This window comes from Flavobacterium sp. TR2 (assembly GCF_025252405.1).
Lineage (GTDB): Bacteria > Bacteroidota > Bacteroidia > Flavobacteriales > Flavobacteriaceae > Flavobacterium.
The window spans coordinates 4,314,869-4,339,290 of the sequence record NZ_CP104307.1; the positions used below are offsets into that span (position 1 = coordinate 4,314,869).

At 38.1% G+C, this 24,422-nt stretch carries 8 protein-coding genes; 3 read left to right on the forward strand and 5 right to left on the reverse strand.

All coding sequences use genetic code 11. From position 1 onward, the window contains the following. Window positions 1–33: 33 nt before the first annotated feature. From N4T20_RS18500 to N4T20_RS18520, 5 genes are all read right to left on the reverse strand, one after another. Window positions 34–2,640 carry a glycosyl hydrolase 115 family protein gene (locus N4T20_RS18500; protein ID WP_260670548.1) on the reverse strand — a complete coding sequence of 869 codons (2,607 nt, stop codon included), beginning with the start codon at window positions 2,638–2,640 and terminating at the stop codon, window positions 34–36. A gap of 140 nt (window positions 2,641–2,780) precedes the next feature. Then, entirely contained in the window at window positions 2,781–3,944 is a 1,164-nt protein-coding gene (uxuA, locus tag N4T20_RS18505; protein WP_260673124.1) for a mannonate dehydratase, read from the reverse strand. Window positions 3,945–4,059: 115 nt separating this feature from the next. Further along, window positions 4,060–4,797 (reverse strand): SDR family NAD(P)-dependent oxidoreductase, encoded by a 738-nt coding sequence (locus tag N4T20_RS18510; protein ID WP_260670549.1) that lies wholly within the window; start codon window positions 4,795–4,797, stop codon window positions 4,060–4,062. Between the two features lie 167 nt (window positions 4,798–4,964). After that, on the reverse strand, window positions 4,965–7,118 hold the full coding sequence (locus N4T20_RS18515) for an alpha-glucuronidase family glycosyl hydrolase (protein WP_260670550.1): 2,154 nt from the start codon (window positions 7,116–7,118) through the stop codon (window positions 4,965–4,967). 258 nt (window positions 7,119–7,376) lie between these two features. Then, on the reverse strand, window positions 7,377–8,405 hold the full coding sequence (locus N4T20_RS18520; RefSeq protein WP_260670551.1) for a LacI family DNA-binding transcriptional regulator: 1,029 nt from the start codon (window positions 8,403–8,405) through the stop codon (window positions 7,377–7,379). 298 nt (window positions 8,406–8,703) lie between these two features. On the opposite strand from N4T20_RS18520, the gene N4T20_RS18525 reads away from it, so the two are divergent. From N4T20_RS18525 to N4T20_RS18535, 3 genes are all read left to right on the forward strand, one after another. Then, complete coding sequence (locus tag N4T20_RS18525) at window positions 8,704–11,331, forward strand: glycoside hydrolase family 3 C-terminal domain-containing protein (protein ID WP_260670552.1); 2,628 nt, start codon at window positions 8,704–8,706, stop codon at window positions 11,329–11,331. Window positions 11,332–11,403: 72 nt separating this feature from the next. Further along, window positions 11,404–13,458, forward strand: coding sequence for a transketolase family protein (locus N4T20_RS18530; protein ID WP_260670553.1), 2,055 nt, complete (start codon window positions 11,404–11,406; stop codon window positions 13,456–13,458). Between the two features lie 885 nt (window positions 13,459–14,343). Beyond that, window positions 14,344–24,375, forward strand: a complete 10,032-nt coding sequence (locus N4T20_RS18535; protein ID WP_260670554.1) for a PKD domain-containing protein — start codon at window positions 14,344–14,346, stop codon at window positions 24,373–24,375. Window positions 24,376–24,422: the final 47 nt, after the last annotated feature.

Here is a 24,422-nt window from a genome sequence, read left to right on the forward strand (position 1 = left end):
GTTAATAGTTTTTTTTCTTAACGGAGATAGTAATCATTCCTTCCTAAAACTCTCCGGCGGTCCCAAATACGACTGTAAAACTTTTCCTTCTTGGGTTTCAATTACAATTTTTTGAAGCACTAAAGCAGGATCAATGGCATAAATTTTCAAAACATGATTTCCTGCTTTTTCAATTTTATGAGTTGAGGTTATTATTTTAATATTATTCGCAACAGATTCTGCCCAAGCTTTTTCCGAAGTATCTGAGTTGAGGTTCATGATTTGCGGTTTCTCATTGTCAAAAGCAATTCCGTATTTTAATCCGTCTCCCTTTTTAAAATTGATTGTTGGCGAAAAATAGGCATTTACTTTTATTTTTCCTTTGCTAAAAAAACAAACAGTGTACTCTAACCTTGGAGACTGTTCCGAAATCTCAACAGGTTTACTATTCGAAGGCTTTAAAGTTACTCCTGATGATGTTTTTCCAAGATTTGGAATTATCGTCCATTTTACAGAATCTGAATTTATTGCTTTAGAATAATTTTCACTTTCTATTGAAATGTAACCGTTCTCTTCAACAAAACCTTTAATATGATCTGAATCTCTATTTTTAGCATCTAACATCTCCTCCTTTGCAGAATTCTTAGCAGAAATTCCTGCTTTGACTTGATTGGGACTTTCGATTATTCTAGTCTTCGGCATCACATTTTTCTCAGGCTGCTGCCAATTATCATAACCTATATGTGTCTGCGACATCATGTGATTCCACTTCCCATTGGCTATTTGGGCATGATAATAATTTGTGAGCTCGGCATCTTTTTCAAATAACGCCTTTACTTTTACGCCATAATCATTTGCAACGACATTTCCCTGTTCTGCATACAATTGATTTTTAGCCTGCGCTACATACAATTCATTTAAATTAGCGCTTGCCAAAACAGGAAATAAAACCAGCTGATAAAAAGCATCTTTGTATTCTGGTTTCAATTTTTCATTTACCGAATTAGCTTTTTCAACCAGTCTCTGATATTCTGCAACAATCCTATCTGCTTCATTATAATTTGTAATACTATATGTTCTTGAGTCTAATAATTCAGGCTTTCTTCGTGAATTATATTTTGTATATAATTTCAAAATCTCTGCAATTTCAGCTGTAAACTGATTGTCAAAATTCTTTTTAGCCCAATCTGCATAATACTGTTCTAAATTCCCAGCATTGAACTTTTCAGGGTTCCACGCCATGTTCAAGAAAAATTCAATCGGAAATTCCATTGGTTTGATGTCTCCCACATTTACAATCCAGATTTTATCGACACCGTATTGATACGCCAAATCCATTTGTTCCCAAACTCTTTCAATTTGATTCGTGTTGATCCATTTGTAATTTCTTGGGCCGCCAACATAATCGTAATGATAATAAATTCCATAGCCGCCTTTTCTGGGTTTCGAATCCAATTCTGGAAGTTTGCGGATATTTCCCCAATTATCATCACAAAGCAAAAGCGTAATATCATCGGGAACTGTCATTCCTTTGTCATAATAATCCTGAACTTCTTTGTAAAGCGCCCATATTTGCGGAGTTTCCTCCGCTGGCTTTTTCGTAACTTGTGAAATAATATCTCTTTGTGTTTTTACAATATTTTCTAATAACTCAATCGCAGTTCCTTCCGTCATAGGTTCGTCGCCGTCGCCACGCATTCCAATGGTAACGATGGTTTCCTTGTTTCCCATACGTTTAATTCCGTCTTTCCAGAATTGAATCAAAGCTTCTGAATTGGCAGTAAAATCCCATTTCCCGTTAGATTTTCCCCATTCGGCATGGGCTCTCGTTAAGGGTTCGTGATGCGAAGTTCCCATTACAATTCCGTATTCATCGGCCAAAACAGCATTCTGCGGATCTTCTACATAAAACATTCTGCCCCACATTGCCGGCCATAAATAGTTGCCTTTCATTCGCAGAATCAATTCAAAAACTTTATCATAGAATTTCGAATTGAATCCGCCAAATTTCTCAAATGCCCAACCTGTAAGTGCTGGAGCTTCATCATTTATAAAAATTCCTCTGTATTTTACTTTTGGCTCTCCCTGTGAATGAATTCCGGGCAGAATATGCAATTCTGATTGTTTTTTAACCGGAACATCTGCCCAATAATACCAAGGTGAAACGCCAATTTGATTAGACAAATCGTAGATTCCATAAATCGTCCCTCGTTTATCTGAACCTGCAATTACCAGCGCTTTCTTGATTCCTTTAAACGGATTTTCAACTATCTGCGTGGTAAATTTTTCCCATTTTCCCTGAAGCTGATTCGCGTCTATTTTTCCTTTTTTAGCTAATTGATCGATAATTTCACTTTTTCCAAGCGTGCCAATGATAACAACAAAATCTTCTGCTTCTGAAATCTTTTTTATTCTCTTCGAATGTAAATCGGAAATCTTAAAAAGATCATTTTCTAAATGTCCTGTCACTTTTAGAACTCCTGCATAATCTTTATCGTTAACCAAAATTGAAGCTGTTTTCCCATTACTTACTAAAGGAAAATTTTCACTAGAAGCCTGATTGACTACATATTTCTCTGGATTTATGGCATACGAATTTGTGCTTAATCCGATTAGGAAAAATAGTAGGATTAGGTATGAAGTTTTAATTTTTGAACACATATCGTCACAAACTTTTTTATTTAATCTCACAAAATCGCAGAGTCGCAAAGCAATTCTTTTTTAAGCTTTTTCAAAACAAAACTTTGTGACTCTGCGACTTTGCGAGAAATTCTCATCACATTAGATTTAGAAAACTTTAATTACAAATTCAATTTATATCCAATTCCCATTTCCAAACCTCGTAATTCGGCCAAACCTTTCAATCTACCTGTCAACGAATAGCCTGGATAGGTCTCCGTAGTTTCATCAACTCTATGCAGAAAACCGTGATCTGGACGCATTGGAAGGCTTATTTTGGTTTTGTTCATTAGCATCAACAATTTCTCAACAATCACTTCCATTTTAACATCACCGTTTAAATGCTCTGATTCCCTAAAAATAGTTTCGCTTTCGCGGATGGTATTTCTCAGGTGTAAGAAGTGTATTCGGTCTCCAAAATCGTCTATTATTTTTTCCAGATTGTTTTTTTGATCGGCACTTAACGAACCTGTACAATAGCACAATCCGTTTGCTGTTGATGGAACGGCATCAAAAATCGCTTTCAAATCTTCTTCTGTTGAGACAATTCTTGGAAGACCTAAAACCGAAAACGGGGGATCATCCGGATGAATGGCTAATCTTTGTCCATTTTTCTCCGCAATCGGAGTTACTTCTGATAAAAAATAAATCAGGTTTTCTCTTAGCTTTTGATTGTCGATTTCAGCATAATTTTCTAAAAGAGACAAAATTTGTTCTGCCGTAAAATTGATTTTACTTCCCGGAAGTCCTAACAAAACATTTTTAAACAATAATGCTTTTTCTTCTTCCGATAATTGATTTCCAAACTGTAACGCTTTTTCTTTTTCAGCATCAGCATAATCGTTTTCTGAATTGGGTCTTTTTAAAAGAAAAACATCAAAAAACGTAAATGCATCCTGATTGTAAAATAAAGCTTTGCTTCCATCTTCGTTTATAAAATTATGGTTCGTTCGCACCCAATCCAGAATCGGCATAAAATTGTAGGTTATGATTTTAATGCCACACTCCGCAAGATTTTGCAAACTGATTTTATAATTTTCAATATATTGCAAATAATTTCCAGAAGCACGTTTGATTTCTTCATGAACAGGAAGACTTTCAACTACAGTCCATTCCAATCCGTAAGTGCCAATGATTTCCTGTCTTTCCTTTATTGCTTCAACAGTCCAGATTTCGCCGACAGGAATTTGATGCAATGCTGTTACAATTCCCGTTGCACCCGCTTGCTTAATATCGATAAGTTTTACGTTGTCTTGAGGTCCAAACCAACGCATGGTTTGCTGCATTTTTATCATACTTCTTTTTTTTAATGCCACAAAGGCGCTAGGACGTAAAGTTTTTCTCTCCAAAGTTTTTTAAAATAAAACTTCGTGACTTAGCGCCTTTGTGGCATTTTCTCAATTAAAACCCAATACTATTTCCGCCATCAACAGGTAAAACTGTACCTGTAGTATATTTTGATTCGCTTAAAGCAAAATAATAAACCGCATCTGCAATGTCTGAAGGTTCACCTAAATAGCCCATTGGCGTTCTTCCCAATACTTTATTTTTTCTTTCCGGATCGTTATCAAGTGCTGTTGATGACATTTTGGTTTTAATGAATCCTGGAGCAATGCAGTTCGCGCGAATACCAAATTGAGCCAATTCAACAGCCATAGCACGCGTCATCGCTTCAATAGCGCCTTTGCTTGACGAATACGCAATTACTTTTGGAATTCCATATTGCGATGCCATCGAACTGATATTAATGATGCTTCCGCCTCCGTTTTCTTTCATGTTTTTAATGACTTCTCTGCTTACGGCGAAAACGCTCAATAAATTGGTGTGAATTATCGAAAGGAAATCTTCATTAGTTACCTCCGGAATTTCTTTTTTCATATTGATTCCAGCGTTGTTGACCAAAATATCAATCGGACTATTTTTGGTAATGCTTTCAATCATTGCCGGAATTCCTTTCAAATCATTTAAATCAAAGATTACAGGAATGGCATTTTCTCCAATTTCTTTACAGGCGTCTTCTGTTTTTTCTTTCGATCTACCAATTATATAAGTTGTGATTCCGTTGTCACAAAGTTTTTTTGCCGTTGCAAAACCTAATCCCGAATTTCCTCCCGTTACAATTGCCGTTTTCTTACTCATAATTTTTATGCTATATTTTTAGTACGCTGATAAAACGGATTCACTGTTGCAAAAACGCTGATTTACACAGATTTTTTATTTATCATTTTAATTGGAAAAAATCCGTTTTTTCCTGTGTCTTCGCAATAGCGAATCTGCGTCATCGATGTTACAATTATCCAATTTATTTATCCATTTCCCGGTGCAAAAGGAAATTTTAATGATTTAAAATACCCTAATGTCTGTGTCGGTTTTTCTACTCCAGCAGGAAGCTCTTTTCCTGAAAACTGCTGAAAATACAGCAAACAGGCATCGCGCCACCACTTTGCTTCTTTATGCTGAATTTCTAACAACATTTTCACTTCACTAAAGCGTTCACTGTCTATATATTTTTCAGTTTTGTCCCAAACATTCTGCATTTCTCTAACCTGATTTACACCTTCCTGATATTTTAGCGCTAAACCATTCCAAAGCGTTTGTCCGTTTTTCAATTTATAATCCCATGAAAGATGATGAAACCATAAAAGATCTTTTTCTGGACAGGTTTCTAAATTATCAAAAAGTCTGGCAACTTCTGGAGCATATTGTGAAACGGCATTTGTACCCGATTTCGATCTGTCAAAACCAATTCCATTTTTGTCTGCTTTATGATAATAAGTTGGATTCCATTCTGGTCTTGATAAATTGGAAACCCAAGGTCCTGGCCCGTAATGATGTCCCGTATCCATAATATGATGCAAACCCAACGGAGTCATATAATTGACAACGGCTTCGCGCGATTCAATCATAATATTTTTTACTGGTTTAATAAAATTTTCATCATTAGAAAATGTACTTCTTAACCACTCCTCAGCGATATCTTCAGAATCTAAATACGGATTCCATGCCAATCTTCCGAAACCGTACCAATTGGCTTGCGCAAAAGGATGTCCTGTCCAATTTAAATCGTTTCCGATATTAGCAACACCGGCAATTCCCGTTAGTTTATTTGGATATAAAGTGCCATCAATAACCTTGGCTACAGTTGAACCTTTTCCTTTTTGGTAGGTATCAGATTCCAAAACTTCCTGAAATAATTTAGGCAGAAAAACCAAGTGCGTACTAAAACCTAAATATTCCTGTGTGATTTGAAATTCCATCATTAAAGGCGTTTTTGGCATCGCACCAAATAACGGATGAAACGGCTCTCTTGGCTGAAAATCAATCGCTCCGTTTTTTACCTGAACGATTACATTATCTTTGAATTTTCCGTCATACGGCTGAAATTCTGCGTAAGCTTGTTTGGCGCGATCATTGGCATCATGTTCAGAATACACAAAGGCTCTCCACATAATTACGCCGCCAAAAGGTGCAACGGCATCGGCCAGCATATTGGCTCCGTCAACATGATCTCGTCCATAATTTTGAGGACCTGGCTGACCTTCTGAATTAGCTTTTACCAAAAATCCGCCAAAATCTGGAATTCGTTTATAGATTTCAGCCGACTTATTTTTCCACCAATTAATCACTTCAGGATCTTTTGGATCGGCTGTTTTTAGATTTCCGATTTCAATTGGCGCCGAAAATCTTGCCGTTAGATAGACTTTTATTCCGTAAGGTCTGAAAACATTGGCTAATGCTTCTACTTTTTCCAAATACTGCGGAGTCAGAATTAAAGCGTTTGCATTTACATTGGTTAAAACCGTTCCGTTAATTCCAATTGAGGCATTCGCTCTAGCGTAATCAATATAGCGCTGGTCTATAAAATCTGGAAGTTTCTGCCAGTTCCATAACGAAAATCCAGCATAACCACGTTCTACCGTTCTGTCAAGATTATCCCAATGATTTAAGATTCTGATATTTGTTTTTGGAGAATCAGCAATACTTAAATCTTTAACCGATTTATTGGTTTGCAATATTCTCAGGAAATGAAAAACGCCATACAAAACAGCAATATCATTCTTTCCTGTAATGACTATTTGCTTTTTATTTTTAAGTGAAATGGATTTGATAATAAAACCTTCATTATTGATTTTATTCAAATCAGCTTGCAATTCTGTTTTGATTTCGGAACTTAAATTCATTTGTGAGCCAACAATTAGATTATTCTCTCCTTTTGCGTCTTTTCTGATTTCAGGAATACTTCCTAACATATCCACAAATCCAGTTTTGAGTTCTTTTTCAGCAATTTTAATGGTTTCAGAATTTCCTAATACTGCAATACCTTTAAGATTGTTCTTGTATTCAGAAGCTACTATTGAATTGGCAACTGTATTATACTGAAGCCACAATTTATAATCCTTTTGCGCTACAGTCGAAAAGGAAATAATAAGAAACAGGAAAACAAATCTTAATGAAGTCATTGGCTTTAATTTATTCTTTACAATTTCATTTTTACAACATCAATATTTTACTCCTTATTAAAAGCATATAATAAAATTTTGAACCGAAAAATGCATTATTCTAAATAAAACAATAATTGCAATCGGTTGCGTAAAAATATAGGATTGTTGTTTAAGAAAAAAATTTTGGATGCCTTTTTTTCAAAAAAATAATTTATTTAACAAAAAAAGCAGGATAATTACAAAAACTATCCTGCTCTGTCGTATCTTAAAAAATAATTATTTCTGGGTAGATTCTCTTGCGAGTACTTCTGTATTTAAAAAAGTGATTTCTTTCGCATCGTCATTTTTAGACGATTTCAAATTCTTAATGATAATTTCAGCTGCTGCTTTTCCCATTTTTTCTGCTGGATGCGTAATAGTCGATATATTTGGATCAATAATCTGCGAAATTGGATCATTATTAAAACCAATTACCTTAAACTCTTCGGGGACTCTGATTCCGCGTTTTTTTGCAGTTTGAACTGCGCTTACAGCCAAAATATCTCCTGGTGCAAACAATCCATCCGGAATTGGCTTTAAATCAAATAAAGCGTTGCTGCCCTTTACCCCGTCTTCATATGTAACCGAATTTAAGTTGATAATTAATTCTTCTTCCACTTCGATATTATGATCTTTTAAGGCTTCAATATAACCTCTTTTCCTTTCGTTATACAAGTTTCCTAATTCTGAACCAGCTGAAAAATAGGCAATACGGATACAACCTTGTTCAATAAGATGTTTAGTTGCTTTGTAACCTGCTGTATAATTGTCAATTACAACTCTAAAAGTATTATATCCTTTTGGAACTCTATCCACAAAAACCAACGGAATATTATTATTTGAAAACTGATGGAAATGAGCTGTATCGCTTGTTTCCATTGCCAGAGAACAAATGACGCCGCTTACGCGATTGCTATATAAAGATTTGGCCATATTTACTTCTTCTTCATATGAGTCGTGCGACTGCATAATAATTACGGTGTAATCCGATTTTTGAGCCGCGATTTCGATTCCGCTAATCAGAGAAGATAAAAAGGGCTGTGTAACAGTAGGAATCAAAACGCCAATGGTTCTGGTTTTGTTTCCACGCAAGCCTGCCGCTAAAGTATTCGGGACAAAACCCATTTCTTCAGCGGTTTTTTTCACTTTTTTAATCGTCTTATCACTTATCGTGTGATGATCTTTTAAAGCTCGTGAAATAGTAGATGTTGCCAGATTAAGCCTCTCAGCAATATCATAAATCGTTACATATTTATTTTCTTCCATTACTATTATGATTAGTCGTAAATTTTGAATCTAATTTAAAAAGTTAGTACAGCAATTCAATACCGCCTGTTTTCGTTTTACATAACAAATTTACTTATAACAAATTTACTTATAACCAATAGAAAACGTAAACATTTATCATCAAAAATAATTAAAAAAAACAGTAAAATGGCATTATTTATCAAATAACACTCTAAAGTTAAATTATTTTTCTTTTCTTTACACAATCGGTTGCAATTTATTTTAAAATAAAAAACACAGCACTTCATCAGTCGCAACATCAGTAAAATTTATTTATATGAAAACAAAAAAAATAAAATATCAGATCCTGATATTAATCTCTCTTTGGTGCACTGCACAGAATAAAGATTCCAAATTTCCTTTTCAAAATACTGATCTCACTTTTGAAGAACGAGTAGAAAACTTAGTGGAGCAATTAACATTAGAAGAAAAAGTAGCACAAATGCTAAATGCGGCGCCTGCTATACCGCGACTGGGAATTCCTGCTTATGACTGGTGGAACGAAACGCTTCATGGGGTCGCTAGAACTCCTTTTAAAACAACCGTTTTCCCGCAGGCGATTGCAATGGCTGCTACTTTTGATAAAAATTCACTTTTCAAAATGGCTGATTACTCAGCTCTAGAAGGCAGGGCCATTTACAATAAAGCTGTTGAACTTAATCGAACCAACGAACGTTATTTAGGACTTACTTACTGGACCCCAAATATTAATATTTTTAGAGATCCTAGATGGGGACGCGGACAAGAAACTTATGGAGAAGATCCTTATCTGACAGCTATTTTAGGCGATGCATTTGTCAAAGGTCTTCAAGGAGATGATCCTAAATATCTTAAAGCTGCAGCCTGTGCAAAACATTATGCTGTACACAGCGGGCCAGAATCTCTACGCCACACTTTTGATGTGGATGTAACTCCATATGAACTTTGGGACACGTATCTGCCTGCTTTTAAAAAATTAATCACCAGCTCTAAAGTCGCAGGAGTTATGTGTGCTTACAATGCCTTTAGAACCCAGCCTTGTTGCGCCAGTGATATCCTAATGAATGACATTCTAAGAAATGAATGGAAATTTACTGGTTATGTCACATCTGACTGCTGGGCTATTGATGATTTTTTCAAAAATCATAAAACACATTCTGATGCTGCATCTGCTTCAGCCGACGCAGTACTTCATGGAACAGATATTGACTGCGGAACTGATGCTTATAAATCGCTTGTTCAAGCTGTTAAAAACGGGCAAATTACTGAAAAACAGATTGATGCTTCTGTAAAACGTCTTTTTTTGATCCGTTTTAGACTGGGTATGTTTGATCCTGTTTCAATGGTTAAATATGCACAGACTCCAAATTCAGTTCTAGAATCAGATGAGCATAAGGATCATGCTCTTAAAATGGCCAGACAATCTATAGTACTTCTTAAAAACGAAAGAAATACGCTTCCATTAAGCAAAAAACTGAAAAAAATTGTTGTTTTAGGTCCAAATGCAGATAATTCAATCTCAATACTTGGAAATTACAATGGAACTCCATCAAAACTAACAACAGTATTACAAGGCATTAAAGAGAAAGTTAGCCCTGAAACTGAAGTGGTTTACGAAAAAGCCATCACCTTTACAAATGATACATTACTGGTTTACAAAGATCTAAAGAGCTGTTATTCTTATGAAGGAAAACAAGGCTTTAAAGCTGAATATTTTAGTAACAATGCACTATCTGGCGAACCTGAAACTACAACAACTGAATCTGAAATAAATAATTTCTGGCAGGAAGGAGAAATGATTACCCAAAACATCAAAGCAAATCATTTTTCGGTACGCTATACTACCAATTTTAAAGCAGATGAAGATGGTTCTATTACTTTTGAAGTAGCCGCAGATGACGGTTATAGGTTTATTGTTGACGGTAAAGAAGTTATAGATGCCTGGAAAAAAAACAGATGGGGAGCAAAAACCTACAAACTGCAAACCAAAAAAGATTCAGTTTATAAATTAGTGTTGGAATATTGGCAAGGTGAAGGAAAAGCTGAAGTGGCTCTGCAAACAGGGAATTTTATAAAAACAGATTTTACGAATTTAATTGAGCGTCATAAAAATGCAGATGCCTTTATTTATGTAGGAGGCATTTCTCCTCAGCTTGAAGGAGAAGAAATGCCTGTTGATGCGCCTGGATTTAATGGTGGAGACCGTACTTCCATCCTACTTCCAGAAGTACAGACAAAACTTCTAAAAGCGCTTCAATCTTCTGGAAAACCAGTGGTTTTTCTAATGATGACCGGCAGCGCAATAGCTGTGCCATGGGAAGCAGAAAACATTCCAGCTATCCTAAACATATGGTATGGCGGACAATCTGCTGGAACGGCCTCTTCCGATGTCATTTTTGGCGATTACAATCCTGCAGGAAGACTTCCAGTTACCTTTTACAAAGACGATTCTGATTTATCTTCTTTTGTTGATTATAAAATGGACAATAAAACATATCGTTACTTTAAAGGCACTCCTCTGTACGGATTTGGGTATGGTTTAAGCTATACTGAATTTAAATACAGCGGAGTAAAAGCTCCTGCAAAAATAAAAAAGGGTCAGCCAGCCAATATTTCTGTTAAAGTAACTAATACAGGAAAAATGGAAGGAGAAGAAGTGGCGCAATTATACTTAATTACCCCCAATGCATCCATAAAATCTCCTTTAAAAAGCCTCAAAGGATTTGAAAGGTTCAATTTAAAGCCTGGTCAGAGTACTGTGGTCAATTTTACTCTATCTCCAGAAGACCTTTCTTATGTAACCGAGAACGGAACCTTAAAACCATATGAAAGCAAAATTCAAATTGCAGTTGGAGGTTCACAGCCTAATGAAAAAAATCAAACAAAAAGCAATAGTATAATTCAAACTTTAGAAATAGAACAATAATTAATCATTAGCGCCTTTGGATTTTAATTTTAGTCAAAGGCATATCATTAGCATTTATTAAAAAACCTAAAAATGAATAAGACAATAGACCAATTATCAGCAGATAATATTAGAGCTTTAGCAATATCAATGGTTGAGAAAGCCAATTCTGGCCATCCTGGAGGATCAATGGGAGGAGCAGATTTTATGCACATTTTATATTCTGAATATCTGAAATATGATCCAACCGAAATGAACTGGATTTACAGAGACCGCTTTTTTATGGACGCTGGACATTTATCCGCTTTAATGTACGCTCAGTACTATCTTTTGGGAAATTATGAAAAAACAGATCTTGAAAACTTCAGACAATGGGGTTCTGTAACGCCTGGCCATCCTGAAGTTGATGTAAAGAGAGGTATTGAAAACACATCTGGTCCATTGGGACAAGGCCATGTTATGGGTGTTGGAGCTGCCATTGCCGCTAAATTCCTATCTGAAAAATTCGATAATCTATTCGATCACAAAATATATGGTTTTATAACAGACGGAGGTATTCAAGAAGAAATTTCGCAGGGAGCAGGAAGGATTGCAGGACATTTAGGATTAAACAATTTTATCATGTTTTATGATTCTAATGATGTGCAGTTATCTTCTATGACTGACGAAGTAACGAGTGAAAATACGGCCGCAAAATATGAATCTTGGGGATGGAAGGTCATCACTATTGACGCTCACAATCATACTCAAATACGCTCCGCATTAAACGCCGCAAATGCCGAATTAAAAAGACCTACGCTTATTATTGGAAGAACAATTATGGGAAAAGGCTGCGTTACTTCTGACGGAACACTATACGAAGGACAGTGCGAACTTCATGGCAAACCTATTGGAGCAACAAAAGCTGACTTTATAAAAACACTTGAAAACTTGGGCGCTGATCCAAAAGATTCTTTTGCCATTTACAGCAGCGTTGAAGGCCATTATAAAAAAGTTTTAGAACAAAAAACTAAGGATGCTGCAGAAAGGAAATCAAAAATTTTGGCTTGGGAAAAACAAAATCCTGAATCTGCTAAAAAGATAGAGCAGTTTTTCAGCGGAGAACTTCCTGAAATGGATTTCGGTTCTATAACTCAAAAAGCTAATGCAGCAACACGCGATGCTTCTGCGGAGGTTTTAGGCTATTTGGCTGAAAAAGTAGAAAACATGATTGTTTCTTCTGCAGATTTATCTAACAGCGATAAAACGGACGGTTTCTTGAAAAAGACTTCAGTAATGCAAAAAGGCGACTTTAGTGGAGCATTTCTTCAAGCTGGTGTTGCCGAACTTACAATGGCCGCAATTGCAAACGGAATGGCTTTACATGGCGGAGTAATTCCTGTTGTAGCCACTTTCTTTGTTTTTTCTGATTATATGAAACCAGCCATGCGTCTTGCTGCAATTCAGGAACTTCCTGTAAAATATGTATTGACGCATGATTCTTTTAGAGTTGGAGAAGACGGACCAACACATCAGCCAATTGAACAAGAAGCTCAGATCAGGCTTTTAGAAAAAATTAAAAACCATTCTGGCCGTCAAAGCTTTTTGGCACTGCGTCCAGCCGATGCGACTGAAACTTCGGTAGCTTGGCAAATGGCAGTTGAAAATAAAACAACTCCTACCGCATTAATCCTTTCAAGACAAAACATCCAAGATCTTCCGTACAAGGATCCAAAATTTGCAACTGCATCACAAGCTAAAAAAGGGGGATATCTAATTAAAGAAAACCAAAATCCAGATCTTACTTTGATCGGAAACGGATCTGAGGTTGCCACTCTTTTAGAAGCAGCCTCTGAATTGGAAAAAACAAAACAATTAAAAATAAATGTTGCTTCTATAATTTCTGAAGGCGTTTTCAGATCTCAACCAAAAGAATATCAAGAAAGTATTATTCCTAAAGATGGATTGGTTTTCGGTTTAACGGCAGGGCTTCCTATTAATCTTGAAAGTTTAGCAGGTTCTCGAGGAATTGTATATGGATTAGATCATTTTGGCTACTCAGCTCCAGCATCGGTTTTAGATCAAAAATTCGGCTTTACCGCTGAAAACATTAGCAATGAAATCGTAAAATATTTAGGAATAGCACAAAAAACCGAATTTTCAGTTTAAACTAAAATCAAATATACTATGGAGTTGGTATCTTTCGGGGCTGTACATCAGAGAATTAAATTTCTTAATCAGAATATTCAATATTTTTAATGCATTTGTGACACAAAAAAGCACACCACTACTATAATTCAAACAGTTACATCTTTTAAATTTTGTGTATGATTTAATGTTGAAATAATAAAATCTGAATTTGGATGCAGAATAATTGCACTTTGTACAAAGACATTTTATAAAACATAGTTTAGACAGGACTTCATGATATAGTTCGAATCCTGCTCTCCCCACAAAACCTGCAAATCTTTGGATCTGCAGGCTTTTTTATTTTATATTGTTTTTCATATTTTTTTAACTGCTCAAAATCTCTATGACTGAATCGTGGCACATTGAGTTTTTGAAAACAGAAATCCTGCAAAATTAAGGTCAAAAACGTTTAGGTTTGAAACTGTTGCCATGATCATTTCCTTAGTGATAAATCGCTGCCGACAATCATAAAGGACCTCTAGCATAAAAGTAAATCTTGAAACCAAAGCCATAAGCCAGCAAAAAACTTAAAAACAAAAAAATAAGTCTACACGCTGCTAAAAAATCCTTTTATTTAGAAAAAATGCTTACAAAATAGGTGCATTTCTTTCACCAAGCAAATAAAACCACCTTAAAGTACTGTTTTTAAGTTTTTTACAGACAACTACCCTATTGGTAAAAATTGCATTTTTGTTGTTTCATTTTAGAATCTGAAACATAAAAAACAAAAAATCAGTCTTTTATTTTTCTAATTTTGAAATACCCCCTGTCTAAATTAACAAACCTTCACTGCAAGTTAAATGCAACATTGTAATTATTAATATAAGGCAGTTTTTAAATCTGTCTTTCATATCCTGATTGCTTATGGTTCAGATTTACCTTCTCATGCTGATTAAAAATTTTAACAGAAAACTTTCTCTCCTTATTCTGCTGTTTTTAACCTCTATCGCTATAAATGCGCAAAACTGTACTGTAAATGCCGGAGTACTGAATGTCACTATTTGTGAAACTGATGCCTTAGTTTTGACTGGAAATAATCCGACACCGATTATCGGCACGGTCAAATGGACTCAAATTTCAGGACCTGCAGTAACTATTGATTCGCCGACTAGCGTAAGCACAACAGTTTCAGGCTATACAGGAGGCAATACTTATATTTTCAGATATAGCGCAACTTGCAGCGATGGGATTCAATCCTATCAGGATAAAGTGGTTAATGTAAAACCCATAACAATAGCCAATGCTGGTGCCAATATTGCCAGCTGCCCTAATAATAATGGGACATTAGCCATTATTGCAAACACTCCTCAAAATACTGGAGAAACAGGATACTGGGAAATCGTAGGCGCAAACAATGCAGGAGTTATCATCAATTTTCCAAATCTAGCTACCTCAACAATAACATTGCCAACAACCAGCTGCGGTGTTACAACGCTTCAATGGGTTATTGAAGGACCAGAATATGCCCCTGGGCAGCGTTGCCGAACCACTTCTCAAATAACCGTAACCAATTATGGAGGTGTAGAACCTGTTTCGGCAGGGCCAGATCAGACTTTAAGCAATTGCTATACCACTACGCAGTCTACTAACTTAAGTGGAACTTATGGCGGATGCGGACTTAACGGACAAAATGGACAATGGACATTTGTTAGCGGACCAAATACTCCAACTATAAGCAACTCAAATGCCTACAATACAGGCATTTCAAATCTGGTTGAAGGAACTTATACTTTCAGATGGACGGTTACGGGGCCTTGCGCCTCAGGAAATGATACTGTGGTAATTACTGTACCGCCTGCAACTCAGGATGTGACACAACTTCCTGGCGGGGATGAAAATATATATTTTTGCGATAATACTATAAATCAAGTTACTCTTGTCGCGCAGACACCTTTGTATGCAGGTGAAACTGTTGCTTGGTCGCAGGTTTCGGGAGATACTGGCGCTGTAATTGTTTCTCCGACAAATCCTACCACACTTGTTACCAATATTTTTCAGGGAGGAGACCCTTACCGTTTTCGCTATACCCTTACAAATAATAATACGGGCTGTGTTTTTACCAAAGATTACATCGTGCAATATAATGGCCCAACTAGGACTATTGTTGCAAATGATGGAAAGGATATTGTTGGAAGCTGTAATGCTACTGTATTTACAATTCCGCTTACGGTAACTGGAACAGGCTCCAATCAATACCGTATTGTAAGCGGTCCTCCACTCTCTCCTTTAGCGCCTTTTCCGACTGCTTTAGCAGATGTTGGAAATTCTCTTACCTTAACCCTTACTGCCCCGGGTGAATATACTGTTGAATTTATCAGAAAACAAAGTGGAGCCTTAGCTGTTGAATGTGATTTTGGCTTTGATACTCTCAATATACTGGTTTCTGGCGAACCTACTCCATCTAATGCAGGAACCGATGTCAGTCTGCCTTGCGGCGACACGAGTACTGTTCTTTCTGGCGTAAGCACAGATGACGGCTTGCATTTTTGGAGCCAGCTGAGCGGTCCCAATACAGCTACAATTGCGGATAATTTTGCGGTAGATACGCCTGTCACTAATCTTATTTCGGGTACATATGTTTTTCAGTACATTACAAAAGGCGGTGGTGCTACCTGCGGTTTTTCGGTAGCAACAGTTACTGTTTATGTTTCAGACAGTTCAATAGGCAATGTCGATGCAGGAGCTGATCAAGTAACGTGTGCTGGTTCGCAAGTGCCCCTTGCGGCTGTTCAAGCCCCTCGTGGAGAATTTGGTACTTGGAGCCAAATTTCAGGTCCAGATATCATTACTTTTTCAGATGTAAATGATCCAAATGCTATTGCTTCTGGTTTTCTGACACCTTCTTCTACCTATGAATTGCAATGGACAGTTGCTTATTCGCATCCCGGACCTTCTTGCGGAGGAGCAGTTTCTGATAACGTAACTATTATAACCAATAACAATAATGCGCCTACAACATCAGATGCAGGACCAGATGCCTGTTATTCTTCAGGCACAACAACTTTTAATCTTAGCGGAAACACGCCAGCGCTTACCGATTCTGGTACTTGGAGCGTACAACCATCTGCTGGAGTTGTTTTTACAGACGTAAATGATCCAAATACAATGGTGACCGTTCCCGGAAACGGAACCTATATTTTTACATGGTCAATTATTTCAATATTGAGAACCTGCCTTCCTAGCGAAAGCAGTGTTTCTGTAACAGTTGCTGAAACTCCGCCAATTGCAGATGCGGGTCCAGATCAAGAAATTTGCGGCAGTACCGTAACTATGGCAGCAATAAAAAGCGCTGGAACAACAGGTACATGGACTAGGATTTCTGGTGTTGGAAATTATACCATTAGCGACATTCATGACCCAAATGCTGTTTTTACCTTTAACTATAGCGGTTATTATATATTCAGATGGACGGTTGATGCCGGCATCTGCGGCGAGGCATTTGACGATATCAATCTTACCATCGGGCTTCCGCCTCATCCAGCTGCGGCAGGTCCAGATCAGAACATTTGCAACAACACTACCGCAGTTATGGCTGGTAGCTCCTATGACAGCTTTTTCGAATCAGGCCAATGGTCTGTACTTACAGGTTCTCCTAATCAGCCTTTAATTGTAGATCCTTCTAAACCGAATACGGCAATTAATGGTCTTATAGCGGGCACCTATACATTTAGATGGACAATAACTGCAAAAAGCATTTTTTTATGTCCGGGCAGTTTTGATGATGTGGTTGTTGTAGTTGATCCAGCCGCAAATGCAGGACCAGACCAAACCTATTGCGATGTTACCAGCGTACAGCTTATGGCCAATGAAAACTCAACTGGAACATGGTCACTGACCAGTACAACTGGAAATCCTGCAGATGTAATCATTACACAGTCACCATCAAATAGCTACATTGCCAATGCGACTGTGGTTCCCGGAAATGATTATGTTTTTACATTTACCACCAGCACCACTACATTTCCAAACGGTGCGACTTGTACAGCAACTTCAGATTCTGTAAATATTACCATTTTCAGCGGTGCGAGCATTGATCCAAATGCAGGGCCAGACCAAACTTTGTGTATCAGTGATGTTGGCGGTGTTGCCACAATGAGCGGAAATGTCCCTCCTCCAGATGTTACTACGTTTGAATGGCGATTTGTCTATCAGCCGCAAGGAAGCGTAGCAGTTATCGATACCCCATCGGCACCACTGACAACAGTTTCAAACCTAACCGTTCCTGGACTTTACATTCTTGAATGGGTATTCAAAAGCAATAATTGCCGAACTCTTTCCGATATTGTCCGAATTGAGATGAATGCACCTCCAAGTGCTGCCGATGCGGGGCCTGATGATACTGTTGCCTGCCAAACTACTTATAAAACCGCAGCGGTTCCTCCAGCAGTTGGTATAGGTACTTGGACATTTTTCTCCCAGCCTCCCGGAGGAAATGCTGTTATTGACAATCCGAACAGTCCTGAAACTACCTTATCGAATATTGATGTTTTGGGCACCTACATCTTAACATGGACCGTAACTAATGGTCCGTTTACGAATCCTTCTCTTTGCCAGCCTACTTCAGATCAGGTAGAAATAACTTTTAACGATGTGCCACCATCTATAGCAGATGCTGGTCCCGATCAAGAACTATGCGATCCTGGCAGCGCTACCATGAATGCTGCAGCAGTAACATCTGGTTTAGGTACATGGACGCAGGTTTCTGGTCCGAATACAGCCGGTATCGCATCGCCGAACAATGAAAATTCTTTAATGCTAGGACTAATACCAGGAACTTATGAATTTAAATGGACTGTTACCACAACTAACTCAAACGGATGTTTCTCTGAAGATTCTGTTCTAGTAACGATATATGCCAATCCTTCGACTGCCGATGCAGGACCAGATCAGATTGTTCCTCAGTTTTCACCTATCAGCATGAACGCTGTTGCTCCAACAGTCGGCACCGGAAGCTGGACACAGACTGCAGGCCCTAGCACAATAGGCTTTACTGATCCTTCTAGCCCAACAACAGCCGTAACTGGAACCATCCCTGGCCTTTATACGCTTCAATGGAATGTAACAAACGGAAATTGTGCTGTTTCATCAGACACAATGACTCTTAGAATATTAGCTGTTGCTGATTTAGAATTAACCAAAACAGTAACACCAACTACAGGAAGCGCTGGCGACGTAGTCACTTTCAATATTAATGTTTTTAATAACAACGCTCAAGGCGGAACGGTTACGGCTACCAATGTTGCCGTACGCGATTATATTCCGCTTGGGTTTGCACTTGTAGCGGGATCTGTCACTTCAGCAGGAATTTACAATGTTGGAGACAACACCATTACTTGGAGCGGTTTAACTATTCCAAGTGGCAGTATTTTAAATTTATCTTTTAAAGCTACTATTCTGCCTTCAGGAGGATCTTATGTAAATACTGCAGAGGTGATTGCCTCAGATCAATTTGACCCGGATAGTACGCCTAACAACCAAGACCCTTCCGAAGATGACCAAGACAGTGCCACAGTAGTTCTTGATGTAGCCGACTTATCACTTATAAAAACGGTTTCTCCGACTACAGTTAGCATAAATGACAATGTGATTTTTACCATTTCAGTAACTAATAGCGGGCCAAATAATGCAACTGGAATAACAGTTTCCGATAAACTGCCTCCTGGATACACCTACGTGAGTGACAATGGAGCAGGAAAGTATAATAATCTTACAGGAATCTGGAATGTGGGCAACTTGAACAATGGAAATACACTTTCTTTGCAGATTACCGCTAAAGTAAATGTTGTGACATCAATGAACGATTACTTTAATACGGCAGAAATACAGACCGCAGATCAGCTCGATCCAGATAGTACTCCTGGAAATGGATTGCCAGAAGATGATATCTCCACAGTATCAGTTTCTTTAAAATCAGCAGATTTAGAACTTACGAAATCTGTCACTCCTACTTCTGCCGCGGCCGGAGAACAAGTTACTTTTACTATAAATGTGACCAACTTAGGCCCTGGAAATGCAACTGGAGTAACTGTAAAAGATATTATTCCTGTAGGCTATACTTTAATACCCGGCTCTGTTTCAAACGGCGGCACCTATCAGGTAGCAAGCGCTACTTTGGAATGGAAGGATCTTTCTCTGCCTACCAATTCGAATATAGATTTAACTTTTAATGCATTTGTCAATCCGTTAGGAAGTTATGTCAACACAGCGCAAATAACCACTAGCGATTTGCCAGACCCTGATAGCGTCCCAAATAATAATGTTCCTACTGAAGACGATCAAGATGATGCTGAAGTTATTTTTATTGGTCCATCTGCTGATTTGTCTTTAGTTAAAAACGTGGTGGCTGGAAATACGACCCCGGTAGTGGGCAGCCAGATTTCTTTTGAACTTATTATTAAGAATGACGGCCCGAACAACGCAACTGGAGTACAGGTAACCGATTTGCTTCCTTCAGGCTATCAATATGTAAACTATAGTTCTTCTGCTGGCTTATATAACAGTGCAACAGGTATATGGAATGTGGGTACGGTTGATTCTGGCGTTTCTGAATCTCTTATTTTGGATGTTAAAGTATTGCCTACGGGCGATTATCTTAACATTGCGCAAGTTACCGCTAGTGATTTGCCCGATCCTGACAGTACGCCAAATAATGACGATGGCGATCAAAGCGAGGATGATGAAGATAATGCTATTGTAACACCTATACCTCCATCCGCAGACTTATCATTGACAAAAACGGTTAGCAATGCTACTCCTCTAGTTGGCTCTACAGTGACTTTCAGCATTATTACAACAAACAGCGGTCCGCAAGACGCAGCTCAAGTTCAGGTAACCGACTTATTGCCTTCTGGTTATACTTTCAGCAGTTTTAATGCTACTAGCGGAACCTATGATAGCGCAACTGGTTTATGGACATTGGATATATTAGAAAGCAGTGAATCTGAAACATTGCAAATCAATGCCATAGTAAATCCAACAGGAGATTATACTAATATTGCCGAAGTAACTAATAGCGACACTCCTGATCCAGATTCGACACCAAATAATGGCATACCGACTGAAGACGATTACGGAACGGCAACAACCACTCCTATTCCGCAATCTTCAGATTTGTCATTAACCAAAACAGTCAATAATCCGACACCATTAGTCGGCTCTATTGTTACCTTCCAGATTGTGGTTACCAATAATGGGCCTCAGGATAATTTTGGCATTCAGGTAACAGATGTGCTTCCGTCTGGTTATACGTTCACTGGATTTACGGTTTCTACCGGAACTTACGATACCGCAACAGGAATATGGAATGTGGGCAATTTAGTGACTGGCGATTCTGAAACGCTTCAGATTGTTGCGCGAGTTAATCCTAGCGGCATTTATTTAAACACAGCCGAAGTAACCGCAGCCAATCTTCCTGATCCTGATTCAACGCCAAACAACGGAATCACAACAGAAGACGATTATGCAGAAGCTACAACAGCACCTATTCCAACATCAGCAGATTTATCTCTAACCAAAACGGTAAGTAATGCTACTCCGCTTGTGGGCGCACAGGTAACCTTCAGTATTGAAGTGACCAATTCTGGGCCGCAAGAAGCAAATGGAGTTGCTGTCACAGACTTGCTGCCTTCAGGCTACACATACGTATCGTACAGCGCAACAACAGGAAATTACAATCCATCTACAGGTATTTGGACAGTTGGCAATATGCCTGTTTCAGATTCTTATACATTGCAAATAACTGCTTTGGTAAATGCCACAGGAAACTATACTAATAGTGCAGAAATTACGGCAAGCAGCCAGCCTGATCCTGATTCTACTCCTAACAATGGCGTTACAACAGAAGATGATTATGCTGAGGCCACTACAACACCTATAGCTCAAACTGCAGATTTATCATTGACCAAAACAGTAAATAATAATAACCCGCTAGTTGGCTCTCTAGTCACTTTTGAAATAATTGTAACTAATAATGGTCCTCAGGATACCTCTGGAGTTACCGTTACAGATTTATTGCCAAGTGGTTATACTTATTCTAATTTTACCATTTCTACAGGAACTTACAATCCTACTAGTGGCGTATGGACAGTCGGCAATTTGATTAATGGAAAATCAGAAACTTTGCAACTTTTAGCGATAGTAAACCCAACAGGAAATTATGTAAATGTGGCCGAGGTTACTTCCAGTGCTCTTCCTGATCCTGATTCAACGCCAAACAACGGAGTTACAACAGAAGACGATTATGCTACCGCAACGGTTACTCCAAATGCACAAGCAGCAGATTTATCTTTAACTAAAACCGTTAATAATGCAACACCATTAATAGGTTCTTCTGTTATTTTTGAGCTAATTGTGACTAATAACGGGCCTCAAAACACAACAGGAGTCGAAGTTACCGATTTGCTTCCTTCTGGATACACATTTGCTAACTACAGCTCTACAAAAGGAACTTATAATGCTGCAACAGGTAAATGGGTTATCGGTTCATTAATCAACGGAGATTCACAAGTATTGCGAATAACTGCTGTTGTAAATTCGACAGGAAATTATTTGAATACTGCCGAAGTAACAGCAAGCGCGCTGCCAGATCCGAATTCAACGCCTGGAAATGGCGTTACTACCGAAAATGATTATGCCGAAATTGGAACCGTTCCTACAGTTCATATGGCTGACTTATCTCTTACAAAAACAATTGTCGGCGGTAATATTCATCCAATATTTGGTGCAACCATCACTTTTGAGGTAACAGTAACAAACAGCGGACCGCAAGACGCAACAGGCGTTAAAGTAATAGATCAGCTCCCAAGCGGATACCAGTACTTAGTCTATAGCGCAACAAAAGGTCAATACGTTGAAACAAGCGGAATTTGGAATATCGGCACAATACCAAACGGAAGCTCAGAATCTTTATTAATATCTGCAATAGTTAACTCGACAGGAAATTATCGAAATATTGCTGAAGTCTATGCCTCAAATGAATTGGATCCTGACTCGACTCCAAACAATCAGGTTGAAGGAGAAGATGATATGAATTCTGCTTTTATAATTCCAGTAGCGGCACTAACAGATCTTTCGCTAATAAAAGAAGTTGTAAACAACGAACTCACTCCTGCTGTAGGCCAACGAATATCATTCTCGGTAACTGTAAGAAATTCTGGTCCAAGCATTGCGACCGGCGTTACTATAAAAGATATTCTTCCATCGGGTTATACGTATGTTTTTTACAATTCAACATCAGGAAGCTATAGTCCAATAACAGGAATATGGTCACCGGGAATTATACTTCCGGGAAATAGCCATACTTTAATTGTAACAGCTACAGTAAAAAACCCAACTGGAACACCAGACGAATATCTGAATATTGCAGAAATTATGACCGCTGACCAATCTGATCCTAATAGTACCCCTGGCAACGGTATTACAACTGAAGATGATTATGACAGTATTTCGGTTACGCCTGTAATTGTAATGGCAGATTTGTCTATCAATAAAACTGCACTAAATCAAAACGCAGTATATGATGTGGGGTCAACCGTTATATTTACGGTCACAGTAACCAACGACGGGCCTGGAGATGCATCTGGCGTAAGCGTAAAAGACTTGCTTCCACCAGGATTTGCCTATCAAACCAGCAGTCCGACAAGCGGTTTATATAACTATATTACAGGTGTTTGGAATGTGGGCAATATTCCAAATGGAACCGATCAGTCACTGGATATTTACACTACCGTAAATAAACCGACGGGTGCAGCGGGCGAATACACAAACATTACCGAAGTGATCGCCAGCAACCTTCCCGACCCTGATTCAACACCAAACAATGGAGTTACAACAGAAGACGATTACGACAGTCTGACAATCAAAATCTCTCAGGCAGATTTAAGTCTTGAAAAAACTGTGAGCAATAAAAATGCAAATGTAAACGAAGTTGTAACATACACGATTCAGCTTAATAATGATGGGCCAAGTGTAGCGACTGGAGTTGCCGTTGAAGATATAATTCCTCTCGGTCTCAAAAACATTTCTAATATCAACAATGGCGGAATTTTCAGCAACAATAAAATAAAATGGGTTAATCTCGCTGTTCCTGTAGGAGGCATTACATTAACCTACCAAGCCACTGTTGTTAATCCGCTTGGATTGGAAAGTACAGATTATGTGAATATTGCTCAGGTAACTGCCAGCAATCAATTTGATCCGGATTCTACTCCAAATAACGATAACGGAGATCAAAGCGAAGATGATGAAGATTCTGAATTTATCAATGTCCCTGCAACAGATATAGCCATCAACAAGGAAGTAGATAAAACCGATGTTCCAATGGACTCTCAGGTAACCTTTACCATTACAGCAGAAAATCGAGGTAGCATAACAGCCACAAATGTTGAAGTTCAAGATGCGCTGCCAAAAGGATATTCATTTGTAAGTTCAACTATGAGTTCAGGATCTTATGATGCTAAAACTGGTATTTGGAGCATTCCTTCTATTAATGCAGGAACTCTGCAGACCTTAACCATAACGGTTAAAGTGGTTGATTTTAATGATTATCTGAACACAGCACATTTAACAAAACTGGATCAGATCGATACCAATTCGGCAAACAATCAGGATAGTGCGACCGTTTCGCCAAACTGTCTGAAAATTTACAATGAGTTTTCACCAAATGACGACGGCCAGAACGATTTCTTCTATATTGACTGTATCGAAAGGTATCCAAATAATCAGCTGGAGATCTTTAACCGCTGGGGTAATTTGGTTTACTACCAAAAAGGCTATAAAAATACTTGGGATGGAAAAGCAGACGGCTCTGCCAAAACGCTTCCTGAGGGTACCTATTTCTATATTCTTGATTTAGGAGACGGATCTAAAAAGACCTCTGGATGGGTTTACCTCAAATAAGCCATCCAAAAAAAGAAAAATTTAAGAATAGGATTAACCAAAATAGA